Annotated in this window: 18 protein-coding genes; 4 read left to right on the forward strand and 14 right to left on the reverse strand. The window is 46.0% G+C overall.

Features of this window, described 5'->3' with window-relative positions; genetic code table 11:
* Window positions 1-85: 85 nt before the first annotated feature.
* The 7 genes from AB4Y93_RS12255 to AB4Y93_RS12285 all read right to left on the reverse strand — a co-directional run bounded on the left by AB4Y93_RS12255 (window position 86) and on the right by AB4Y93_RS12285 (window position 9,158).
* Entirely contained in the window at window positions 86-769 is a 684-nt protein-coding gene (locus AB4Y93_RS12255) for an SdpI family protein (protein WP_441892253.1), read from the reverse strand.
* Window positions 770-773: 4 nt separating this feature from the next.
* Window positions 774-1,040 (reverse strand): autorepressor SdpR family transcription factor, encoded by a 267-nt coding sequence (locus AB4Y93_RS12260; RefSeq protein ID WP_441892255.1) that lies wholly within the window; start codon window positions 1,038-1,040, stop codon window positions 774-776.
* A gap of 191 nt (window positions 1,041-1,231) precedes the next feature.
* The gene (locus tag AB4Y93_RS12265) at window positions 1,232-5,326 is read right to left on the reverse strand and encodes a galactose-binding domain-containing protein (RefSeq protein ID WP_441892257.1); all 4,095 of its coding nucleotides are present in this window, start codon (window positions 5,324-5,326) and stop codon (window positions 1,232-1,234) included.
* Between the two features lie 413 nt (window positions 5,327-5,739).
* Complete coding sequence (locus AB4Y93_RS12270; protein ID WP_208420382.1) at window positions 5,740-6,063, reverse strand: lipid-A-disaccharide synthase N-terminal domain-containing protein; 324 nt, start codon at window positions 6,061-6,063, stop codon at window positions 5,740-5,742.
* 2 nt (window positions 6,064-6,065) lie between these two features.
* Window positions 6,066-6,773, reverse strand: a complete 708-nt coding sequence (locus tag AB4Y93_RS12275; protein ID WP_441892259.1) for a glycosyltransferase family 2 protein — start codon at window positions 6,771-6,773, stop codon at window positions 6,066-6,068.
* On the reverse strand, window positions 6,766-7,803 hold the full coding sequence (locus AB4Y93_RS12280; protein WP_441892261.1) for a GDP-mannose 4,6-dehydratase: 1,038 nt from the start codon (window positions 7,801-7,803) through the stop codon (window positions 6,766-6,768). The genes AB4Y93_RS12275 and AB4Y93_RS12280 overlap by 8 nt, the downstream gene beginning before the upstream one ends.
* The gene (locus AB4Y93_RS12285) at window positions 7,800-9,158 is read right to left on the reverse strand and encodes a UDP-glucose dehydrogenase family protein (RefSeq protein WP_441892263.1); all 1,359 of its coding nucleotides are present in this window, start codon (window positions 9,156-9,158) and stop codon (window positions 7,800-7,802) included. Before AB4Y93_RS12285 ends, AB4Y93_RS12280 begins: the two co-directional genes overlap by 4 nt.
* A 119-nt stretch (window positions 9,159-9,277) precedes the next feature.
* Here AB4Y93_RS12285 and AB4Y93_RS12290 point away from each other — a divergent pair, with 119 nt between their 5' ends.
* Window positions 9,278-9,727, forward strand: coding sequence for a MarR family winged helix-turn-helix transcriptional regulator (locus tag AB4Y93_RS12290; RefSeq protein ID WP_441892265.1), 450 nt, complete (start codon window positions 9,278-9,280; stop codon window positions 9,725-9,727).
* 70 nt (window positions 9,728-9,797) lie between these two features.
* Here the strand turns inward: AB4Y93_RS12290 and AB4Y93_RS12295 are convergent, their stop codons facing one another.
* Genes AB4Y93_RS12295 through AB4Y93_RS12305 form a run of 3 tightly spaced genes read right to left on the reverse strand, consistent with a single transcriptional unit; the run spans window position 9,798 to window position 11,395 of the window.
* Window positions 9,798-10,244 (reverse strand): NUDIX hydrolase, encoded by a 447-nt coding sequence (locus tag AB4Y93_RS12295; protein ID WP_441892267.1) that lies wholly within the window; start codon window positions 10,242-10,244, stop codon window positions 9,798-9,800.
* Between the two features lie 16 nt (window positions 10,245-10,260).
* A complete protein-coding gene (locus AB4Y93_RS12300; RefSeq protein WP_441892269.1) occupies window positions 10,261-10,842 on the reverse strand; it encodes a histidine phosphatase family protein in 582 nt (193 codons plus the stop codon).
* Window positions 10,826-11,395 (reverse strand): nucleotidyltransferase family protein, encoded by a 570-nt coding sequence (locus AB4Y93_RS12305; protein WP_441892271.1) that lies wholly within the window; start codon window positions 11,393-11,395, stop codon window positions 10,826-10,828. The genes AB4Y93_RS12300 and AB4Y93_RS12305 overlap by 17 nt, the downstream gene beginning before the upstream one ends.
* Window positions 11,396-11,541: 146 nt before the next feature.
* Between AB4Y93_RS12305 and AB4Y93_RS12310 the strand changes: the two genes are divergently transcribed.
* Window positions 11,542-12,045 carry a Crp/Fnr family transcriptional regulator gene (locus tag AB4Y93_RS12310; protein WP_441892273.1) on the forward strand — a complete coding sequence of 168 codons (504 nt, stop codon included), beginning with the start codon at window positions 11,542-11,544 and terminating at the stop codon, window positions 12,043-12,045.
* 11 nt (window positions 12,046-12,056) lie between these two features.
* Here AB4Y93_RS12310 and hmpA read toward each other — a convergent pair whose 3' ends face one another.
* Complete coding sequence (gene hmpA, locus AB4Y93_RS12315) at window positions 12,057-13,307, reverse strand: NO-inducible flavohemoprotein (RefSeq protein WP_441892275.1); 1,251 nt, start codon at window positions 13,305-13,307, stop codon at window positions 12,057-12,059.
* A 129-nt stretch (window positions 13,308-13,436) separates the two neighbouring features.
* Complete coding sequence (locus AB4Y93_RS12320; protein WP_441892277.1) at window positions 13,437-13,838, reverse strand: hypothetical protein; 402 nt, start codon at window positions 13,836-13,838, stop codon at window positions 13,437-13,439.
* A 141-nt stretch (window positions 13,839-13,979) separates the two neighbouring features.
* Between AB4Y93_RS12320 and AB4Y93_RS12325 the strand changes: the two genes are divergently transcribed.
* Both AB4Y93_RS12325 and AB4Y93_RS12330 read left to right on the forward strand, forming a co-directional pair.
* Entirely contained in the window at window positions 13,980-14,576 is a 597-nt protein-coding gene (locus tag AB4Y93_RS12325; protein ID WP_441892279.1) for a YdeI/OmpD-associated family protein, read from the forward strand.
* Window positions 14,577-14,630: 54 nt separating this feature from the next.
* On the forward strand, window positions 14,631-15,425 hold the full coding sequence (locus AB4Y93_RS12330; protein WP_441892281.1) for a Nif3-like dinuclear metal center hexameric protein: 795 nt from the start codon (window positions 14,631-14,633) through the stop codon (window positions 15,423-15,425).
* 51 nt (window positions 15,426-15,476) lie between these two features.
* Here AB4Y93_RS12330 and AB4Y93_RS12335 read toward each other — a convergent pair whose 3' ends face one another.
* Window positions 15,477-15,899 (reverse strand): universal stress protein, encoded by a 423-nt coding sequence (locus AB4Y93_RS12335; RefSeq protein WP_441892283.1) that lies wholly within the window; start codon window positions 15,897-15,899, stop codon window positions 15,477-15,479.
* A 338-nt stretch (window positions 15,900-16,237) separates the two neighbouring features.
* Window positions 16,238-17,854 (reverse strand): DUF3502 domain-containing protein, encoded by a 1,617-nt coding sequence (locus tag AB4Y93_RS12340; RefSeq protein ID WP_441892285.1) that lies wholly within the window; start codon window positions 17,852-17,854, stop codon window positions 16,238-16,240.
* Between the last annotated feature and the right edge of the window lie 34 nt (window positions 17,855-17,888).

Here is a 17,888-nt window from a genome sequence, read left to right on the forward strand (position 1 = left end):
ACTCCAACGTAGCCAACGAAGTTACTACAACCCTTAAACCAAAAAGCAGCTTTGCAGGGATAGTTCCCGCAAAGCTGCTTTTCGGTTACGATGACTTTTTTGCACGAGCATACAAGAGGTAGGAATAGAAATACGGCACGCCTGAGCTAAGTACAACGGCAAAGACAAGATCAGCGACCAGCCAATTTGCTGGGAGAACCCATGCGCCAACAAACATCAGAATTCCCGCTATAAACCAAAGCCGTGCGCCCAACCGATGTGTGCTGCGCCAATTGTTCTCGTCGGAGATTGCCCAAGGTGTCTTAATACCAACAAAGAAATTGCTGCGAAGCTGGCCCATCCGGTTGCCGATTATCATCCACATAACGCCTAGCCCGCCAAGCACAATATGGAAGAAAGGCAAATCGTAATTTAGATTTTGCATCATCATAAGCACGAAGGTACCGTGAAGAAATAAGCTGATGACCCAACGCATTAATGTATAGTAGCCGCTGAAACGTTCATAGTTTTGCCGCCGAGGATCAACAAATCTCATCATCGACAGAAAAGCTGGAAGCACGATACCAATACCAGCATAGACAAGCCACATGTGGAATCGGGACATCGAGCCATTCTGTTCGCCTCTCATATTGTAATGAGTACCCACAACATCAGGAAGACGGTGATTAAAAGATAGAAATACAATGCCAAAGATAACGGCATTAACAGCAAGCAAAATCCAATCTTGCCTTGTCCAACGTACCGTTTGTTCCGTTGTTTCATTCATCATTCGTTCATTCCCCTTTCGTCCCAAGCATCCCGAGAAACCAGCCCATCGCTTCCTGCACGACGGTCATATTCAGCGAATATACCCGGTTCTGTCCTTGTCGTTCTTCGCTAACCAGCTTCGCTTGCTTAAGCAGATTCAAATGATGGGAAATACTCGGCTTGGAAATATTAAATTGATCGGCGATTTGTCCGGCGGATAAATCCTGTTCCTTTAGCATCTGGAGGATCTGACGACGAGTTGGGTCGGACAACGCCTTGAACGCATCATTCAAGTGGCTCACCTTCTTATAAATCGTTCTATTCGATATTTAGATAATAATCTAAATATCGAATTAAGGCAAGGAGTAACGGAGTAACATTATTTGTATTTTCCCCTCTGCCCGCACAACTATTCTATTAACAAGATAAGCCCTGAAGCCAATCGGCTGCAGGGCTTACCTACCATTCAGTCCATTATAAAATATTAATACCCGTACACATCAAAACTCCAGAGCGAGTAACCCCACTGCGTCCCACGCTCTGTGCCAAGCATTCGTACATAACGGCCGCTGCCGTTTACGTTCTGATCAAGATCGCTGCCTGTGCCTGTTGTTGTACTGTACAGATCGGTCCAGCTATTGCCGTCAGTTGAGATTTGCAGCTTGAACGACTTCGCATAAGCGGGTTCCCACTTCAACTTAATATTGGTTACCGCGCGATTCTGCCCAAGATCAACCATAAGCCATTGTGGATCAACACCTGTTTCCGAACCCCAGCGTGTGCCTGGATCATTATCAAATGCCGAAGCCGCAACGAAAGGAGCTTGGTAAGATGATGCGGTTGCCGTCTTGCCTACGGACAGAAGCGAAGAGTTCGACGTTGCTGCCGCATGACCGTATACCTCAACTTCATAAAGCGAATAGCCGAAGGTTGTCCCGCGCTCGGTCATATAGATTCTTACATAACGTCCTGTACCTGCTGCGTTAAAATCATCCGTGCCGCCATCGCCAGTTGTTGTCGTGTAAATATCGGACCAACTCGAGCCGTCAACAGACACTTGCACTTTATACGATTTGCCGTAAGCTGTCTCCCAGTTCAGCTTTACACGGCTAAGCTGCTGCGAGGAGCCAAGATCAATTGTAATGGATTGCGGATCTGCACTCGTCACGGATGCCCAGCGTGTAGCCGCACTGCCGTCAACCGCATTCGTACCGGCAAATGGTGTTTCTGTAGACGATACCGTTACCGTTTTGTTAAGCGCTACGTTAGTGTCTGTGCCATTGTTGCCGCCATTGCCGTTATCGCCACCGTTGTCTCCGCCGCCGCTTCCAACTGGAGCCCAGTTATCGCCGGTATTCGAATTCACCATCGGATTAACGGTTACGAGCGATTTCGCCGCTACAACTGCTGTTCCTGTCGTACCTGCAGCGTTCTTGAACGTTACCGTTACAGGACTGGAAGTTGGATTCCATACTTGCGCTGTATAAGTGGTTCCTTTCTTATACACGGTTGCGCTTGTCCAGCCTGTAGCCCAGACGTCTTTCGTGCGGGAACCAAGTGTTGCCATGTTATGAACGAACCAATACGTGTTGAAAATCTCATTTTTCTGCATACTTGTCGTGCTCCATTTGTTAATGACCGCCTGTGGATCACTTAACGCCTGGATCGGCCACACAATATGATACCAGTCTGTCTCCTGACCGCCGTTATCGGCGACAAAGCCGTTGTACAGAGCGGCTGCTTTGCCCTGTGGAAGACTGTAGCTTGTCAGATACTCAGCAGTTGGCAGCCAGTGGATACCGTATACATAAACCGGATCTCCGTTGAAGAAGGTGCCGAAGAAGTTGGAGGCACCATACACTTGTCCAACCGTTTTGTGCGTATATTGCGGAAGCCAGTTGTCTCCGTCGAAGTTGAACCAATATTGCATAACGGCATTCAATTCTGTCGTAAAGCCATAAATGGCCGCATTGCGGAATGCCGTATCTCCATTGGTCAAGCCCCACATGTATTGACCTACCCAGCCAAACAGTGATTCTCCTGCCGCTTCCTGGTTGTTACCGTTGTCATTATCCGCATAACCGCCTGCCCATGAATGGCCTTCATACGGGTCAAAGCTGCGGAAGAACGGGAACATCAAATCTGTACGTGATGGGTTCGCATAGTCACGAACCAGATGGTCAATCATTGGTCCGTATTGTGTTCTGAAATCATCATCGAATGTAGCGAGTACAGCTGAAGCAAAGACATAGTAGCCATACGTAAAGTGATGGTCTGTAATGCCGTTGTTTGCGCCAAACTCACTGGATTTGTAATACGTTGTACCCCAATCCGAGTTGTAGTACAGGAAGTAGTCCGGTTCACCATTCGTGTACGTATACCAGTCTGTCAAAATAGTCTTGATCCGTGACAGGAATTTATCCCGGTAAGCCGTCTCGCCAAGCTCATTAGCTGCAAGTACGCCCATTGCAAGCGGATGAAGCTTCTTGCCTTGCCAGTAAGCATCTGCAGCCATTAAGTTACTTGTGGTTTCTTCATCCAATGCTTTCAAATAAGAAACCATAAGCGACTTGTCATAAGCCGAATCCGTTGGCTGTGTGAACTGCGGTACAATACCGTAGAAACGGTCCACCGTTGTAAATGTATTTCCTTCGCTCAATTTCAACGTTCCACGGACTGAAGGATACGTCAGCGTTGTAAGTGGTGCCGAAGACACTTTCCATTGATGCGGAAGCAGTGTTGTCAGCGCCTGATTCGAGAAGCCTGTACGCTTGAGCGCAGTCGTCAACGTGTAATCTGTTGTGACTTGCGAAGTTGATTCGTTATAGTTGTAGTTTACCTTCGTATCCGTTACATAGGCATATGCATGCTGATAGAAGTAGTTCAGGTTCGAAGCCGCCGGCATTGCACCAATTGACAGGTAATTTCCACCGCTGCCAAGCTGGATTTTCACCTTAGCTCCAACCTTCTTAAACACCGTTCCGGCAGGAGCGAAAATGCCATAGTAACGGGTGTAGGATGCGCCGCTGCCATCTGTATTCGTAAGCTTAACCCCGATGTGGTCTGCTGTTAGTGTTGCGCCTTCTGTTGCCAGAACGGAATTGCCGTTATCATCGAATAATTGCGTGATAAGCGAAGAATAGATTTCTACCGAGTTTGGATCCGCAAATGTGTTATACACGTAAGGCGAGCCTTTTACAAAAGTAGATTTCATCTTGTCTGTTGCGTCATCACTTACAACAGCGTCTACCGACCAGTCTCCGTAACCGGTGACACGGGTTTGAATCTTGGATGTATTAATGCTGCTTGCCATGACGTATAGATCAGGATTTCCATCCGCATTAACCGCTCTGCCGTCTGAAGACAGCCAGCCTGCTCCCGGGTTCAAGATACCAAGACCTTGCTGGAAGTACTTCGCTTTCAGCGGCAATGTCACCAGATAGTCGCCATAAGGCTTGATCAGGATGGACTGCCACCAGTCATTCGACGGGATTGGGGTCGTAATATTGGATGACTTGTTTGCCGGATATTTCGGCTGCGGCATATGCATATCATTCGTCAAATAGCTACCAGAGCCCGATTGTACAGTTGTTGGTGTTGGCAAAGCCGGAATCGAATACGTCGGCTGCGGCTGGCCAGCGATATAATCATAGACTTCAAGCTCAAGCAGGGAATAACCAAAGCTTGTCGCACGCCCAATGCCATTCATCCGAACGTAACGTCCGTTTGTATATAGCGGAATCTCTTGCTTGCCTCCCGCCCAGTGGAGCTCACGATAGACCGTTGTCCATTGCGATCCGTTATTCGATACTTGAACATCATAAGCCCGTCCGGCTGCGGCTTCCCAATTCAGGACAACCCGGCCGATCTGATGGGCTGCACCAAGGTCCACATAAATCCATTCACTATCTGTCGCATTGGATGACCAGCGAGTCGTTACATTACCATCAACAGCATTGGAAGCAAGTGTTGAGCCTGGCGGCAAATAGGCGGAATTTTCAGTCGATGAAACCGTAACTGGTTTGTTCAGCGCAACGTTTGGACCGTAGTCAACCGGTGGCGCTGTCGATCCGCCAGTACCGTATACTTCAAACTCCAGAATGGAATAGCCATAAGCGGCGAGGGCCCGCTGTGTGCCGTACACTCTTACATAACGTCCGCTGCCTGTAAGAGTCAGATCATCCACACCACCGTCTCCGGTCGTTGTGGAGTAGACGTCCGTCCATGTGGATTCGTCGCTTGATACTTGAACCTTATAGGCCGTTGCAAAAGCGCCTTCCCATTGAATCTTTACACGGTCAATAGCAGCATTTGCACCAAGATCGACATAAAGCCATTGCGGATCAACGCCCCATTGGCTTCCCCAACGTGTCCCCGTTGTACCATCCACGGCCAGATTTGCTGCATTTCCGCCTTCCACTGAAGAAGCGTATGCGGTTTTGTTTTGCGATAATAAATAAGAGCCCGCAGCGTGTGCTTCGCGGATGAACAATGACGATACGAGTGAGACCAGCATGACAGCGCAAAGCGTCAGGACAAGCAGCTTGTTCGTCGTCGTTGTCCGATAAATGGTGTACATTCGTTGATTCCCTCCCTAGACAAGCGTAAACGACTGCTGCGTCCTTAGGGGGAGCAGTCGTTTCGCGGATGAAATATAAGCACAGTATAGAGAAAACTTATACTTTCTTATATTTTAAATAATCATTTCATGGCTTCGCTTAAGTTGGAGTCAATCGCATGATTTGCCTCCTGTCAGCCCTCCTTTCCAAATCAACGATTACTGGCAACGCTTTCATCACCATGCACGGATTAGTATACTTCTAGGGCATAAAGGAAGAACATGCCAATAATTAGCGTTTTATGCCACGATCTCTTGAGCTTGTCCTTTTGTAATCACATCGTCTTGGTCAAATAAAAATGCACCCCCGGAAAAATCCACCGGATTACCTAAAGAGGTAAGCCGATGATCTTGTCCAGAGGTGCATCAAACGTTCATAGATCAACGGAATTGCTGTTCGAGGTTTGCAATCGCGCTTTACGATTCAGCATAATATTGCGGAAATAAATGAAGACGCTAGGCAGTTGACCAAGCAGGAATACCGGATCCTTGCGATAAATCGCATAAATGGATAATACGGCGCTGCCTAGAATGCTATAGATCCAAAAAGACTGAGGTATAACGGTTTGTTTCGCTTTTTCGCTTGCCAGCCATTGGGTTATAAACCGCATCGTGAACATGATTTGCCCAATGAAACCAAAGATAATCCATCCCATGTTGCCAGCCGACACATTGCCTATTATCGAATGCCACCACATGATTAATGACCTTTAATCTGATAGCGAATGACCCGTTTACGGAGCCAGCCAATGACGATTGCATCCATAAGTCCTACGAATGCTCGATTCAATACGCCATATTTGGAAACGCCATGCTGTCTTTCCTGGTGGGATACCGCAATCTCAATCACCTTAAAGCCGTTAATCTTCGCTAATGTCGGCAGGAAGCGATGCTGTCCCTCGTACAAATAATAGCTGTCTGCCACTTCACGCTTCATCAGCTTCATCGGGCAGCCCGTATCATAAATTTGATCACCCGTCAGCCAGTTACGTATACCATTCCCGACACGCGAAGATACTTTCTTCACAACCGTGTCTCTTCGTCTAACGCGTTTGCCGTTTACGAAATCCATGTTCGGAATGTAAGGCATCAGCTTGAAAATATCACGTGGATCGGTCTGCAAATCGGCATCTATTAGGGCAACAAGCTCCCCCGTAGAGCCTTTCAAGCCTGCATAAATGGCCGCGGTTTGACCGCAGTTTTTCTCGAAATGAATCACTCTCAAGTTAGGGTCCTGCTCTGCCAATTCGTCCAGCAGAAGTGCGCTGCGATCCTTGCTGCCATCGTTGATCAGTACAATCTCATAGCTTTCAACTTTATCTTTCACTGCATTCGTAATAGCTTCATGCAGCAGCTTAATATTCTCTTCCTCGTTATAAATTGGCGCAACGACCGATAATTTAACCATTTGAATTCCCCCTATACCATCTAACAAACTTGTGTAATCCTTGGGCAAAATCGGTCCGTGGTTGATAGTTGAACAACTGATTCGCCTTGGATACGTCCGCGTAAGTTTGCTCCACATCTCCCGGCTGGTTAGGCAATATACGAATAAGAGCTTTTTTGCCAAACTCCTGTTCCAAGCTTGTAATTAAATCTCGGAGCGTAATGGTTCGGTTCGTGCCCAAATTCACAACTTCATAAACGTTAGTGCTCTGTTCAACATACGATAATGCGCCAAGAATACCAGCAATAATATCACCGACATACGTGTAGTCCCGTCTCGAGGAACCATCCCCGTACATCGTTAGTTCTTCACCACGATCGAGCATCTTCGCGAATTTGTGGATCGCCAAATCCGGCCGCTGCCGCTCTCCGTAGACCGTGAAGAAACGCAGCATAATCGTATCGATATGATGCAGATGGTAGTAAGTATGTCCCAGCACCTCACAAGACTTCTTGGTCGCTGCATAAGGTGAAATACTGTAATCTACCACATCTTCCTCGGAAAAAGGCACCTTCTTATTGTTTCCATACACCGAAGAAGAAGAAGCGCACAGCCATTTGCGAACGCCATGCTTACGCATCGCCTCCATCACTTGCAGGGTGCCCTTCACATTCACTTCCTCGTATAGCAGTGGATCATCAATAGAAGGCCGAACCCCAGCCATTGCTGCAAGATGAATGACCGCATCAATCTTCTCGCTTTCAAATACCATGTCCAGCTCGTCCATATGACGAATATCCGTGATCACAAGACGGTAATGATCTGATTCCACCATAGCTTGGAGCTTGGCCAAATCCTTCGCTTTATCTCCCGAATAAGAATATGGAAAATTCGATCCTGTACTACTCAGGATATTCCTGATTTTCGTTTTATAGTCGTACACGTCATTGAAATTATCGATATTAATGACACGATGACCTTGACTGAGCAATTGCTCGCAAAGATGAGAGCCGATAAAACCCGCTCCCCCGGTTACGCAATAGGTTTTCATTGTGCCTCCTGCAATGGATACCCGTATTCGCTGGAACCAACTGGGTAGTAGTGAAACCATTGACGCACAGCTGAATCCTCGGTGAACATATTTCGCATATCGAAAAAGACATTGCCACGCATCGTTCTTACAATCTTCTCCCAATTGCTCGTGCGGAACTGCTCCCATTCCGTCATAAGCACGATAGCATCTGCTTGCTGTGCGCATTCCGCCTCACTATCGCAATATTGAATGCGGCTGCTTAGCTCCGTCCAATGCTGCTTCGCTAATCTCATCCCTTGCGGACAATAGACCTTAACGGAAGCTCCTCTGCTGAGCAGCCCTTGGATAATCTCATAGCTCGGAGCATAACGGATATCATCTGTTTCCGGCTTAAAGGCAAGCCCCCATACCGCAATGATTCTTCCCTTCAAGGTTCCATCGAATGACAGCACCTCTTCGATCTTGGAGACCATTTTCGCCTTTTGCTTATCATTTGCAGCAATCGCCGCACGCACTACGTAAAGCTCCTCGCCGTTCTTCCTGCCGACATCCACGATTGCTTGCGTATCTTTCGGGAAGCAGCTGCCTCCGTAACCGGGGCCTGCCTGCAGGAAATGCGGCGAGATGCGGTCATCCATCCCCATGCCCGTCGCAATATCTTGAATTCTCGCGCCAACCTTCTCGGATAAAAGAGCCAATTCATTTATAAAAGAAATTTTCACCGCAAGGAAGGAATTGGACGCATATTTAATCATCTCGGAGCTTTCCCAGTTCGTGAATAGAAAAGGGACATCCTGCTCAAGATGAGTAGCGTAGACGGCCTTCAGCAGCTCCTTCGCTTCTTCGCTTTCCGTTCCAATAACAACACGTGATGGCGCTAACGAATCACTGACTGCCTTGCCTTGTCTTAGAAATTCCGGATTCGATGCAACATCAACCCGGTAGGAAGTACCTCTAAGAATACCGTCGAGATATAAGGCAATGCTTCTGCTTGTTCCAACCGGCATCGTCGATTTGCTGACGATTACTTTATAACCGTTTATATATTTACCGATCTGCTGCACAACTTCCCAGACATAAGAAAGATCCGCACTGCCGTCTTCTTTTGCAGGCGTTCCAACAGCTATAAACAGGACATCACTGGATTGAACGACTTGCTGCGCGCTTGTAGTAAAGGATAAGGTCCCCTTTTCCAAACCATCATGCAGAAGCTCTTCAAGCCCTGGCTCGTAGATCGGTGAAATGCCTTGGTTTAGACGCTCGATCTTAGGCTCATCTACGTCCATGCAGGTAACTCGGAATCCATAACTGGAAAGTACAGCGCCATGAACAAGTCCAACGTAACCTGTACCCATTACTCCTACGTTAACCATCGTTTTCACCCCATTATTTTGGTGATAAATATTTAGTTTACCAACTTAACTATAATAATAATGAGAATTATGATATATTTCAAGTATTAACAATTAACAACTGAGGAATAGGAGTAAGTATGGACAAAGACAACCAACAAGAGATCATACAACAGCTGAAAAGTTCTTTTACCCGCTTCGCCAAAGCGGAGTGGAGGCAGAAATCGGTAAGAGGACTGAACCGGAGTGAGCTGCGTCTATTGTTTTGTATCATGGCGAATACAGATGAGGGAAATCCCAAAATCAAGGTGTCCGAAATTAGCAAAAAACTGCTTGTCACAACACCAACTGTCACTCAGCTTATTAAGAAGCTAATCGCAGATGGGCTTGTCGAACGAACGGTAGATCCTGATGACCGGCGATCCGTAGGAATCGAATTGACCCCTAAAGGTGAGGAAATTGCTAAAGAAGCAGACGAGCTGTTTAACGAGCATCTTGGTGGTCTCATTGACCACTTAGGGGAAGAACAAAGCCGGAATCTTGCTGACTTATTGTCGAAAGCCTACAACTACTATAATGAACGAGATTAGAATGAAAAGAGAGGGACATCCCTCTCTTAGTTACATATTATTAAGATTTTTGATAGAGTATGACTTCGATTTACAAACCAATATTACTCTTCAATCCTTGGTAGCTTCCAGCTTCAGGAAACCCGTCTTGGACAAGCTGCTCAAAGATTTCGGAGAAACCGTATTCAGTGAGTTCAATAATTGGAACAAATGCTACATCTTTAATCGGGTTAAGGTCAAATTCATTCGAAGGAAGACGCAGCTCCCCACCCACTCTCTCCAGCAAAAAAGTAATATGCAAAAGCGACGGCGAGGCATCGGGTTTATCACAAAGGTAAAGCAGCTTAATGATTCGTGTCTTTAATCCAGTTTCTTCTTCAAGCTCCCGGACAATGGCTTCTTCCAGCGTCTCCCCTTGCTCTACACGCCCTCCAGGTAATGACCATGAACGGATGTCAGATACTCTTTGCTTCACTAATAGTATGCGTTTCTCTTCTATTAAGACTCCCGTCACTCTGACTTGCAGCAGATTACTCACCTATCATCACGCCCCTCTATTTAGATGACTTCCAAATCCGTTCTACATGATGAAGTGCGAACCCATTAAAGCTGAGTTTATAGATATCCGGCATGTTCAGCTGTTTCCAAAATTCGAAACCATATTTATTATTAAGAGCGTTCATGATTAACACCATGATGTTGCCATGTGTACCAATCGCAATTTTCTGACCTTGATGCTCCTGTAAAATCTTCTCGAGAGCTTGTACACCTCTTTGCTGCGCAACAAGGTTCGACTCACCGCCCGGCCAAGAAAAGGCTTCTTCCTCCCATACTTTCGTAATGGCATGATTGAAGTCCTCAAGGTGCTTATCGGATAATAATCGCTCTCTGAATCCTTCTTCAATATGTATCGCTATACCGTTCCGGGCTGCTAAAGGTTCTACCGTCTGGATCGCCCTTTTATACGGACTGGAGTAAATCGTCGTGATCTGTTCATCCTTCAATAGATCCGCAGCTTGTAGAGCTGCCTCTTCACCTGATGAAGATAAAGGCCTGTTAAGCTCATCGGCTGTATAACTGGAATGCGCATGCCTCACCAAGTAAATCTGTGTCTCCATGTTATCGAATGATTTCAACCTTCCACCACCTGCTCTTCCAGTTTTTCTTCATAAGCCGCTCTTCGTATCTCTTCATAAGTTCTGGCTTGTCTGCAAAATGAGGCGTTGGGCGGACAGCAAAATGCAGCAAATCTTCGATCCCCCATGGTGCAGATAAAACAACCTGATTCTGTTCATCCAAGGCTAGGCCTAATGCGGTGACAACCTCCGGAAACTTGGACATCGCATCTACAGCTGACGAGAAAGGTGGAATATCGTTGATAAGATGCATTCTCGCTTCATTTTTTACCGACCATGGAACATCAGGCATCAAGCTTCTTAATTGCTGCTCGTACAGCTTCTCCACGGCTTCATCCTGATTGGAAAGATCGTAGTAGATCAAATCAACATCCGCCAAAGGAGACCACTCCGTATAACCGTGCAGATAATCCCACACCTTCGACCGTACAAAGCCTGCACAAACCCACCAATCGGGCAGATTCAGTGACTTTGCTGTATGTAAAACAGACATCATCCACTCATCCTCCATCACGAGTTGAATAATGTCCAGTTCCGTTTCTACCTTTCGCATCATGCCCCTCCTTATCGAACATAGGTTCTTTCTTAGGATACAATAACTGGAAGGCAATGCAACATCAAATTGCAAACTATCGTATAATGAAGACAAAAAAACGAAGCCTCGGTCATTCGGGCTTCGCTTGTATTTATGGAGGCTCAATGATTTTACATAAAGGCGAGACATTATTCCTGCAAGGGGATTCAGGACCGCTGTTCCATCTGCGAAGCGGACTGCTCAAAATTGTACGTATCCACCCGGACGGCTCACAAATTCTCGTGAACATCATCGTTCCGGATGAAATCATTCCGCATCATTCCCTTATTAGCCCTAACCCTTATTTCGGTACCGCGACCGCCCTTGTTACCTGCGAAGTCGATATGATCCCTGCCGCTGCATGGTATCGGGAGCTGGAGCAGCATCCCGACAGATATCGCTCCATCGCCTTGCAGCTGCAGGATAAGCTACGCATGATGCAGCAGAGGATCGACCAATTGACCTCGATTGCACCCGCTGACAAGCTTCGAAAGCTGCAAGCTTGGTTTGAACATTATATCTCTCCAGCTGTGCTGACCGATGTTCTGACTCAAGATGAGATCGGACAGTTTATTGGCATGCGTCGAGAGACGATAAACCGGCTGCTGCGTGCCCAGAAAGAATGCTGATTTGGTGATGACTATTGCTGAGGCACAGCCGCTTGCTCTGAAGGTTGATCAAGGCTGCCAGACGGACCAAAGAATTCATAATGAATATGTTCTGCAGGAATATTCCACTGAATAAGCAGCCGGTTAATATGAGCCATAAAAGGAACCGGTCCGCAGAAGTAGAAGACAGCGTCTTTATTCGGAATCACTTTTTGCAGCCATGGCAAGTCGATATAGCCTTCCTGGTCAAAGGCATCAAGCTCTCTATCAGTAGCCGTTGGTTTCTCATAACACCAATGAACGGATGCACCTGACATACGGCTTACAGTCTCCTCGACCTGCTGTTTCATCGCATGGAATTCACCGTTCAACGCAGCATGTATAAAGGTAACTTGGCGGCTGGCTTTAGTATCCGCAAGCGTATTAAGCATGCTGACCATTGGCGTTAAGCCTACTCCCCCGCTGATCAAGACGACTGGACGAGTCTCTTCTAGAGCAAGCGTGAAATCTCCAGCAGGTGCTGACAACCAAAGCACCTCGCCTTCCTTCACTTTTTCATGCAGATACACAGAGACCACCCCGGCAGGCTTGCTTGGCAATGTATCTTCCCTTTTGACCGATATCCGGTAATAAGGTTTACCCGGCGCATCCGACAGACTGTATTGACGGATGTGGGTATTTTTTTCACCCGGAATATCCATCTTCACGCTGACATATTGCCCTGGCTTAAACGAGGCGATAGATCCACCGTCCTGCGGAACTAAATAGAAAGAAGCAATAACGCTGCTCTCCTGTACTTTACGTTCCACCCGGAATGCCCGATAACCTGCCCAGCCTCCCTGCTGCTGCTCGGCTTCTTGGTACATCTCCTCTTCCACACTAATGAACACACTAGCGATCACGCCATACGCTTCAGCCCATGCATGAATGATTTCGTCAGTTGCGGCATCACCAAGCACCTCTTTAATGGCTTGAAGCAGATTTTGCCCAACAATCGGGTATTGGTCTGCCGTAACGCCAAGACTGCGGTGTTTATGTGCGATCTGCTTTACAGCTGGAAGGATTGTCTCAAGTTTGTCTATATATTGGGCTGCCGCGTAAACCGCATTCGCAAGCGCCGCCTGCTGTTTGCCCTGTCTTTGATTCGCATGATTAAATACATTCATAAGCTCGGGATGATTCGCAAACAATAATTGATAGAAACGTTTCGTAATCGCCACTCCGTGAACCTCAAGCACCGGTATTGTCGATTTTATAATGGAGATCGTTTTTTCACTTAGCATGAAGCTCTCCTCGCTTTCTTGAACCTGTTATGTTCCAAGTATAGCGAGTAATGAAGCCTTACGGATGTGATTCTAGTCACAGTAAATCGGAACGATCTGTGAAGTTCGGCTGTTATTGGACTATAATATTTATCCAGTCCTGCTTCTCTGTACCGCTGCATCCACAAATAAATAAGCTGTGGCCTTCCCTAGTGGACCCGAAAAAAACAAAAAATCCAATTTTGAAGCTTTTATTGGCTCAAGACCATATTTAAACAAATATTTCGAAATACAGATTACGAGAAGAATCCCTAAACACCTTATCAGGCTTTTCCTGATCACCAGCCAGCTGTAATTCCTTAGATTAATAAATTTTATGGCGATGAGATAGAGACTCAAGAAAATGAAGAAATAAATAAAAACAATTACAAAACGAAGCTCAAAACCATATTCACAGTCATTGAAGAAAACAAAACAAAGCGTAGCAATAATACCTAATAAATCGATAATATAAATTGCAGCCGTAATACGTGATAGCCATCTGCTTCTCATGTTGTAACCTCGTCTATTAGATGTATAGCCCTCATAATAGAAGCTTCCACTTTGCACCGCAATATTTAAATGTTCTCAGTTAAAGATTTATTCCATCTATAAGCCAGTGCTATAATGGTATAGAAAAAAGGCATAAAGGGGATGTCCAAGCTGAGCAAAATAGAACTTCCTGTTCTCTTCTTCCCGGATCAATCGGCTTTCGAAGAGTGGCTTGCAAGCCATCATGATCAGTCAACCGGTATCTGGCTGCAGATATCCAAAAAGAATGCCGCCCGACCATCCGTCACTTACCATGAGGCGCTCGATATTTCTTTATGCTACGGGTGGATTGACAGCCATAAAAAAACGTTTGATGAAGAAAGCTGGATTCAACGGTTTTCACCAAGAGGACCGAAAAGTATATGGTCCAAGGTTAATAAAGATAAAACCGAAAGCCTAATTGCCGCCGGCAAAATGCAACCTAGCGGCCTCAAGGCCATTGAAGCAGCCAAGCAAAATGGACTATGGGATAAAGCGTACGAATCGCAGTCTAATGCAGCCATTCCAGAAGATTTCGCCCTTGAATTAGCACGTAATGAGAAAGCGCAGCAGTTTTTTGATACATTGGACAAGCAGAATAGGTATGCCATTTTATTCCGAATTCATAACGTTAAAAAGCAAGAGACACGAGTGAAAAAAATTAATCAATTCATTGAAATGCTCGAGAAGGGTGAAAAAATATACCCAAGCAGCAAATAGACGCCTTCGTCCGAAGGCGCCTTTTTATACCCAACAAAGGAAGTGATCTCGTTTATGCCGTTAACGATTCAGAACGTTATTGATGAATTGTGCTCATCAGTTCCTACAATTAATAATACTGTGGATATTCTAATGGCCGGCCAACTTGATACTGAAGTGCGCGGCATTGCTGTTTCTTTTATGCCAACTCAGCAAGTTATAGAGAAAGCCATAACAAAGGGAGCTAATCTCCTCATCACTCATGAACCTCTTTCCTATAGCCATCGTCATGATGACAAGCTCGTAGAGCATGACCCAATCTTTTTGCAAAAGCAGCGGTTGATCGAGGACAGTGGAATGGCGATCTTCCGTTATCATGATTATTGCCATCAGAAGCAACCCGATATCATCATGACGGGATTGCTTGCAGCATTAGAATGGGAGGCCAATCTAGTTGAGATGCTGCCTATTGCAGCAGTTCTCGAGTTCTCGTCCATGACGGTAAGCGACATTGCAACACATGTCAAACAAAAGCTGGGCACGCCCTTCCTGCGTATTACCGGTGACCTCTCCACTCCATGCAGCCGTGCAGGCATTTTGGTTGGTTATCGGGGAGGCGCCTCCACGGCAATTCCATTGATGCGTCAGCATAATCTTGACCTGCTTATCGTTGGCGAAGGACCCGAATGGGAGACGCCAGAATATATCCGAGATGCTGCTCATCAAGGTGCTAATAAAGCTCTGCTCACCCTTGGTCACGCCGAGAGCGAAGCACCTGGCATGCGTGCTTTAAGCGAAGAACTACGGCATAAGTATCCGGATGTACCTGTAGAGTTTATTTCCATCAATCCTATCTTCAAGATTGTTTAAAGAATTTAACAAAAAAGCTGCCCTTGGGCAGCTTTTTCTAAAATCAATCATTTATTTTACAAGCAAGACGGGGCAATGGGAATGCTGAGATACGGCATGACTGACGCTTCCGAGCAGAATCTCGGACATGAGTCCAACACCACGGCTGCCCATAATGATCAGATCACATCCTCTTTCCTTCGCCGTCCGACAAATCAAGATTGCTGGATCTCCTTCCGCTCTCAACAAATTATAGGTAACGCCTGAATCCTTCAGCTTGTTAGCCGCTTCAGCGAGAACCGCGTTCTCTTCCTCATCCAGAGCTTGGCCTAAATCAAAATAAATAAAAGGCTGGTTTATAGTAACACGTCCCATTACATGAAGAACGGACAACGAACTATGTGAGCCAATCACCTTCACTAAACGAATAGCTTGATCAAGTGCTTTACTCGCCTGCTCCGATCCATCAACGGGAACTAGTAAATGATTATACATAACAAATGCCTCCTTCAAAATGCACTCTCTACCCTTTTAATACCCACTTCTGTGCTGCTTCAAACATGGATGACATCTTTAGCATACTCCTCATCAATACTAACGTCAACGTTAACGTTAGCGTAGAAACACAAAAACCTTCTTTATAAGCGAATGTATATTCGTTATTCTATTTATGGGTAATTTTTCCATATAATAACGAGTTGGAAGGATATTTACTATCTAGAAGATACAGCTAGCCAAGTTGATATTTAACCCTGCTGAATAATGTCTCTTTCTTTAAATAGTAAAAAGCCAGGAGCAGACGTTAGACGTCCGATCCTGGCTTACTGTACGAATTATTTTCCACCCATTTGTGTTTTGTAAGCATCCATTTGTTTTTGCAGCTCAGCAAGAACTTTGTCGTAGCCAGCTGTTTTCAGCTTGCTGCGGAATTGCTCAACCGCTTTAACTGGATCGCCTGCTTTACCATAAGCAATAGCTGGGCCCATCTCGCCCGTTACTTGCGTAATCGCTGTCAACTCAGCTTCAACCGGAGTTTTGTCGAATACGAATTGACCGTAAGGGTAAGGTTTTTTGATTTTGTCATACTCAGCATACAATGTGCTTTCGAGTTGATCCCATACGGTTACGCTTGGAATTTCCAATTTGTCGTTACGGCCGCCCCAGAAGTCTGCATAGAAGTCGTCTCTTGTTGCATCATAGCCTGCTGGCTGTTGACGTTTGCCGTCTACAACTTCATATTGAACGCCTTCAATACCATAGTTGATCAGATGGTAGATTTGCTCATCGTTACGAATCAGGTCGTATGCCATCAGAGCGCGCTCAGGGTTCTTGCTGTTTGCACCAACAGAAGTACCGCCATGAGTGATCGACAGCTCAGTCAGGTTTTTACCGCCCTGACGTGCAAATGGGAACATTTGCAGATCCGATCCTGGTTGGTCTTTATCCATTTGGACGCGAAGCGTACCAAACGTTTGCGTATGATGCTGGTCCATACCAGTCAGGCCGGCACGAAGTGAAGCACGAGTATCATTTTTGTTGTTCAGTACGTCTTCACGCCAGAAGCCCTTATCGGCCCAATCTTTCATCATTGTTGCGTACTTCACCATTGTATCTTCGAAGACAGGGCTGTTAACTGTATATTTCTCATCGAATGATTTCGCTGTAAATACTGGCAGGTATCCTGTCGAGATAGGCAGCTCAAGGTTATCCGTGTAAGAAGTATCAAATCCACCAAATGTACTTACTCCTGAAACAGCGTCCCAAGGAATTACATCAGGTTTGTTGTCTTTGATGTATTGCAGGTATTTGCCAATGCCATCCCAGTCTTTGATTGGCTCAGTGATGCCTGCTTCTTTCGCCCAGTCGCCGCGGTAGAAGAAGCCATGGTTAACCCATTGTGTGTAAGCGTTTTCTGGGATCAGAACAATTTTACCATTGTATTTACTTTGAGCCCAAGCATCTTCCGGAACGGAATTCCATGTCTGCGGAGCATATTTAGGCAGAAGGTCATCGATATTCATGAAGGCACCGCGTTGCGCGTTACCCCAAGTATCAAGCCAGTCTGTACCGATTGTAATCAGGTCGATTGGTTCACCGGAAGCAAGCGCAAGGTTGTATTTCGTTTGCCAGTCCGTCCATTCAATCCATTGCCATTCCAGCTCGGCATTGATTTTTTCTTTCATGAGTTTGTTAACTTCAGCCATTACTTTATCAAACTGACCGTTAGTTGGCTTGTTGCCCAGTACGAGATATTTAATCTTTACAAACTTCGATGTATCAATTGCTGTGTCTCCACCAGTATTCGTTGATGCAGTAGCATTAGTGCCAGCGTTATTGCTTGCTTTTGCTGTTTCTGCTGGTTTGTTATCTTTGTTGTTATTACTGGAGCAGGCTGCCAAGCTGGAAGCCATCAAAATAGACAGCAAGATTGCAGAACTTTTCTTAAACATGCAATTCTCCCCTTTGTTTTTCAATATTGGGCTT

The organism is Paenibacillus sp. YAF4_2, assembly GCF_052113225.1.
GTDB lineage: Bacteria > Bacillota > Bacilli > Paenibacillales > Paenibacillaceae > Pristimantibacillus.